4 protein-coding genes are annotated in these 5,401 nt (G+C 75.2%); 3 read left to right on the top strand and 1 reads right to left on the bottom strand.

All coding sequences use genetic code 11. The annotated features are described in order from the left end of the window. The 3 genes from ACOJTC_RS09290 to ACOJTC_RS09280 all read left to right on the top strand — a co-directional run. Positions 1–1,731: AAA family ATPase (locus ACOJTC_RS09290; RefSeq protein ID WP_420116535.1), on the top strand; the 1,731-nt coding region annotated here is incomplete at its 5' end. Between the two features lie 202 nt (positions 1,732–1,933). Next, complete coding sequence (locus ACOJTC_RS09285; RefSeq protein WP_377686786.1) at positions 1,934–2,557, top strand: sigma-70 family RNA polymerase sigma factor; 624 nt, start codon at positions 1,934–1,936, stop codon at positions 2,555–2,557. An 82-nt stretch (positions 2,558–2,639) separates the two neighbouring features. Next, positions 2,640–3,518 (top strand): hypothetical protein, encoded by an 879-nt coding sequence (locus ACOJTC_RS09280; protein ID WP_420116534.1) that lies wholly within the window; start codon positions 2,640–2,642, stop codon positions 3,516–3,518. On the opposite strand, the gene ACOJTC_RS09275 is transcribed toward ACOJTC_RS09280, so the two are convergent. Beyond that, on the bottom strand, positions 3,515–5,254 hold the full coding sequence (locus ACOJTC_RS09275) for a ricin-type beta-trefoil lectin domain protein (RefSeq protein ID WP_420116533.1): 1,740 nt from the start codon (positions 5,252–5,254) through the stop codon (positions 3,515–3,517). The two genes, ACOJTC_RS09280 and ACOJTC_RS09275, sit on opposite strands and share 4 nt — an antisense overlap. Positions 5,255–5,401: the final 147 nt, after the last annotated feature.

Raw genomic sequence — 5,401 nt, 5'->3', positions numbered from 1 at the left:
CGGGCCGCCGATCCCGCCGTGCCGGTGCCGGCGACGCCGTCGGCCGGTGCCCCGCCCGCCGACGACCCGGCCGCGCCGCTGCTGGCCGAACTGGACACGCTGGTCGGTCTGGCCGGGGTGAAGCGGGAGGTGGCGACCCTGGTCGGGCTGCACCGGATCAGCCGGCGGCGGGCCGCCGCCGGGCTACCGGCCCCGCCCATGTCCAGGCACATGATCTTCGCGGGTGCGCCGGGCACCGGGAAGACCACCGTGGCCCGGCTCTACGGCCGCATCCTGGCCGCCCTCGGTGTGCTGCCCGGCGGGCAACTGGTCGAGGTGGCCCGCGCCGACCTGGTCGCCGAACACATCGGCGGTACGGCGGTGAAGACCACCGAACGGTTCACCGAGGCGATCGGCGGTGTGCTGTTCATCGACGAGGCGTACACCCTCGCCCCGGTCGACGGTGGCGGATCGGGGCACGACTTCGGCCGGGAGGCGATCGACACCCTGGTCAAGCTGATGGAGGACCACCGCGACGAGGTGGTGGTGATCGTCGCCGGCTACTCCGCGCAGATGCGCACGTTCCTGGCGGCGAACCCCGGGTTGGCCTCCCGGTTCTCCAAGACCGTCGAGTTCGAGAGCTACACCTCCCCGGAGCTGGTGCAGATCGTCGAACGGCTGTGCAGCAACCACCACTACGCCCTGGAGTACGACACCCGGATCGCCCTGGAGTCGTGGTTCGAGTCGATGCCGCGTACCGGGTCGTTCGGCAACGCCCGGGTGGCCCGGCAGACCTTCGAGGAGATGGTCAGCCGGCAGGCGTTCCGGCTGTCCGGCAGCGGTGCCGCCTCCGGGGTGGAGCTGGCCCAGTTGCTGCCGCAGGACCTCGACGAGGCGGCGGCCGGCCCGGCCGACGACGAACCGCCGGCCGGTGCGGTGGACGCGCTGCTGGCCCGGCTGCACGCCATGATCGGGTTGGACGCGGTGAAGCAGGAGGTGGCCGACCTGATCGACCTGCTGGCCGCCGTACGGACCCGGGTGCGGGCCGGCCTGCCCGCGCCGTCGGTCTCCCGGCACCTGGTGTTCTCCGGGCCACCGGGCACCGGCAAGACCACGGTCGCCCGCCTCTACGGGCAACTGCTGACCGCGCTGGGGGTGCTGCGGGGCGGTCAACTGGTCGAGGTGGCCCGCGCCGACCTGGTCGGCGAGTACGTCGGGCACACCGCCCACCGCACCCGGGAGGCGTTCGAACGGGCCCGGGGCGGGGTGCTGTTCATCGACGAGGCGTACACGCTGGCACCACCGGACGCCCGCAACGACTTCGGCCGGGAGGCGATCGACACGCTGGTCAAGCTGATGGAGGACCACCGCGACGAGGTGGTGGTGATCGTCGCCGGCTACGAGGCGGAGATCGAGCAGTTCCTCGCCGCCAACGCCGGCCTGGCCTCCCGGTTCTCCCGCCGGGTCCACTTCGCCCCGTACACCGCCGACGAGCTGGTCGCCATCTTCGAGGGGCTGGCCCGCGCGGGCGGGTACGACTGCCCCGGCGACACGCTTACCGCGCTGCGCCAGCACTTCGAGCAGGCCCCGCACGGTCCGGCCTTCGGCAACGGCCGGTACGCCCGCCAGGTGCTCGACGAGGCGGTGACCCGGCAGGCGGGCCGGCTGCGCGGCCTGACCGGGCCGACCGTCGCGGACCTGCGTATCCTGCGGGCCGAGGACGTCACCTCCGCGACGGCCCCGCATGGCTGACCGACCCGGTGGCACCGTGTGGCGGCTGCGGCCGGTGGACCGTCCGCATCGGAGCCGGTTGCGCCGTCGGGCGACGGGCGGCATCAGCGACAGCGGGTCCGACGGTGCCCCGTATGCTCTCCTGGATCGACGTGGGACCGGAGGTACGGGCGCGCCCGCGCGGCCGGTCACGCCGACGGTGAGCGTGCTGGGGAGGCACCGGTTGGCAGGTCTTTCTCGCGGGCCGGACGCGGACGCGCCGGGCGGGGCCGGCATCGGGGTGGCGGCAGCCGTCGACGCGTCGGCCGTCGACGCCGGGCCCCCGCCACCCGCCGCCGACCTGGCCCCCGACGCGCGGCTGCGGGAGCTGCACGCCGTGCACGCCGAGCCGCTGTTCCGGTTCCTGCTGCGGCTGGCCTCAGGTGAACGGCAGCTCGCCGAGGACCTGCTCCAGGAGACGATGATGCGGGCCTGGCGCAGCATCGACAGCCTCGCCGCCGACCTGGAGACCCAACGGCGCTGGCTGTTCACCGTGGCCCGCCGGGTCGCCATCGACGTGGCGCGGGCCCGGCAGGCCCGCCCGACCGAGGTCGGCGCGCTGGATCTCAGCCGGATGCCGGCGACCGCCGACGAGGCCGAGCGGGTGGTGACGGCGCGGACCATCCGTGACGCCCTACCTAAGATCAGCGTCGAGCACCGCCGGGTGGTGGAGGCCGTCTACTTCCGGGGGCTGTCCACCGCCGAGATCGCGGCGGAGTTCGGCATCGCCGAGGGCACCGTCAAGTCCCGCGCCCACTACGCCCTGCGCGCGTTGCGCGCCGTCATCGGGGAGGTCGACGGTGCGTGAGGCGTCCACCACGACCGCGATGGCATACGATTGCGGCGGCGGGGCCGCGAGGCGCTGCCTCCCCGAGCAGAGCTGACAGGCCATGACCGACCTCCGAAGCGACAGCGACGCCCCCGGTCCGGTGGCCCACGCCCCGCTGGAGCAGTGCGCTCCCTACCTGTGGGGTGACCTCGACCCGCAGGACGAGTGGGAGTTCGAACGCCACCTCGGCACCTGCACGATCTGCCTCGACGAGTGCGACCGGCTGGGCCCCCTGGTGGGGGCGTTCTCCGGGCTGACCCCCGGCGAGATCGCCGACCTGCGCACCGGTCCGGCCGACGCCACCGCCGCCCCGGCCCTGCCGGCCGCCGACACGGCTCCTGACGCCACCCCGGCCCCCACCGCCACCCCGGATCCCGGCGGTGCCTCGGGGGATTCGTCGCCGTCGCGTCCGGGGCCGGCGGACCGGCCGCCCTCCCGGGGCGCGGACGGGCGGGGTCCGGCCGGCCGCGCACCGGACCGGGTCCGGCGGGGTCGACGGCGGTGGCTCGTCGCCGGCACGCTCGCCATGGTCGCGGCGGTGTCCCTGGGGGTCACGCTCGGGCAGCGGCAGCAGGGCGGCGCGCCCGACGCCCGGCAGTCCACGGTCAACCCGGTCGCCGCCGGGGTGACGGTGGAGGGGGTCGGTGCCGCCACCCGGCTGTCCGTCACCGTCTCGGCCCGCACCGACGGCCCCGGACCGGCCTCCGACGTGCGGGCCACCGTGCTCGGCCTGACGGCGGGGGTGCAGTACCGCCTCTACGCGGTCGCCGCCGACACCCGCACCTACCAGGTGGCGCAGTGGACGGCGACCGCCGGGCCGCAGGAGGTCACCGGGGAGATCCCCGCCGCGATCGACACGCTGGCGTTCTTCGCCGTCGCGGAGACCGACGGGACGGCGCTGGTGTCGGCCCGGATCGGCCGCCCCGCCGGCCCCCGCTAGACCTTCACCCGCGTCCACTTCTGGTTGGCCTCACCGGTGCACGTCCACAGTTGCAGGCCGGTGCCGTTGGCGGTGGACCAGTCCCGGATGTCGACGCACCGGCCGATCGCCGAGTTGACCAGATCACCGGAGCCGTTGATCCAGAACTTCTGCGCCCAGCCGCCGTTGCAGGTCGCCAGCTGGATGCGGGTGCCGTCGGCGCTGGAGGCGTCCGCCAGGTCCATGCAGAGCGATCCCATCCGGATCGTGCCGTCGCCGCCGAACGTCCACTTCTGCCGGGCCGAGCCGTTGCAGTCCCAGATCACCAGCTGCTGGCCGTCCACGGTCGAGGGGGCGTACAGGCAGGTGCTGCCGTACCCGCGGATGCGGTAGCCGGTGGATGCCGCCGCCGCTGGCGGCGGGGTCGTCGGCCGGGCCGCCGCCTGCGTGGACGGGGCGGCGCCCGCCGGGGCGGGCCTGGTCGGGGTGGCGCCCGGCCTGGTCGGGTTGCCACCCGGAGCGGGGCCCGCACCGGCGGGCGTGGGCGGCAGGGCCAGCACCGGGCCCCTGGTGCCGGCCGGCAGCGGGGGACGCGGGGACGGACGCCCACCGAGCCGGGGGTCCTGGGCGTAGAAGGCGGCGTAGGCGAGGACCCGGCCGGCGTTCTCGTCCACCGTGCCCAGGTCGGGTGCGCCGCCGGCCTGCACCCCGGGCCCCCACTGGAAGGCGGCCAGCGCGAGCGGGTACGGGTCGGCGGTGAGCCCACCCAGGTCGGTGGTGAGGGCGCACATCGTCTTGCCGAGCGTGGCGATCGCCGTGGCGGCGTCCCACGGTGACTGGCCGGCGGTCGCGTAGCGGCTCCACACGGTGGGGAGGAACTGGGCGATGCCCTGCGCGCCGTTGGGGCCGAGTAGGTTCGGGTTGAACCCGGACGCCGCCATGAGCTGACCGGCGATCTTCGCCGGGGTCACCGCCGGGCAGGTCCGGCCGGCGGCGAGGATCGCCGCCAGGTGCTCGTCGGGGATGGGGCGTGGCGCGCTGCCGGCGGGTGGCGCTGGTGGGGCGGGCGTCGGTGACGTGTCCGCCGCGTCCGGGTCGAAGTCGGGCTGGCGGGAGTACCACTCGGCGTAGCCGACGACGGTCCGCACGTACCCGGCCGCCGCGTCGGGGACGCCCCGGTCGGCCTGGACGGCGGGCATCCCGGAACGGTGTGCGGCGAGCGCGAGCTGCCAGGTGTCGCCGTCGATGTCGCCGTGCGACACCTGCCCGACGAGGTCGCACATGTGGTGGGCCAGCGCGACGATGTTCGCGGCGACGTCCAGCCGGGGCGCGTCGGGCCAGGGCAGCCACCGCTGCCAGAGTTCGTCGGTGAGGCCGGCCACCCCGGAGCCGCCGTCGTCGGTGCGGGCGTCGGCCACGAACCCGGAGGCGGCCATGAGCTGACCGGCCAGCCGGGGCGCGGTGAGGGTCGGGCAGGAGAGCGCGGCCTGGGCGATCAGGGGCACCTGCTCGGCGGGGACCGGTTTGCCCTCCACGGTCTCGGCGGTGGCCGTGCCGAATCCGGTGCTGGCGGCGAAGCCGGCGAGGACGGCGAGCGCCAGCGCCATCAGCCCGGCGACGATCCGCGCCACGATCGGCGGGCCGGGCAGGCGGGACATTCCCCGTCGGACGACGCCGGTCAGTGGTGACAGCCGTTGCCGCACCCCACCGACGAGTCGTTCCAGCCGCTGGCGGTGGGACGTGGAGGTCAGTGGCACCGGTGCGCTCCTCGACAGGCTGTGGCTTCGACCTCTCAACGCACCGAGCCAGCCGAAGGTTCAGTCGGATCAGCGTGGAGTTTGCCGGGTGCCGTGGATCGCGGCGCTGCCGGGGTGGGCGGTCCGGGTCGTCCGGCAGGTCGGCAC

It is taken from the genome of Micromonospora sp., assembly GCF_048594385.1.
Taxonomy (GTDB): Bacteria; Actinomycetota; Actinomycetes; order Mycobacteriales; family Micromonosporaceae; genus Micromonospora; species Micromonospora wenchangensis.
Note: the sequence above shows the minus strand (reverse complement) of the source record. Positions and strands in the feature narration are given on the sequence as shown.

Bases quoted from the DNA above. Each gene is read 5' to 3' on its own strand.
- ACOJTC_RS09280 (WP_420116534.1), top strand. From the start codon at position 2,640: ATGACCGACCTCCGAAGCGACAGCGACGCCCCCGGTCCGGTGGCCCAC.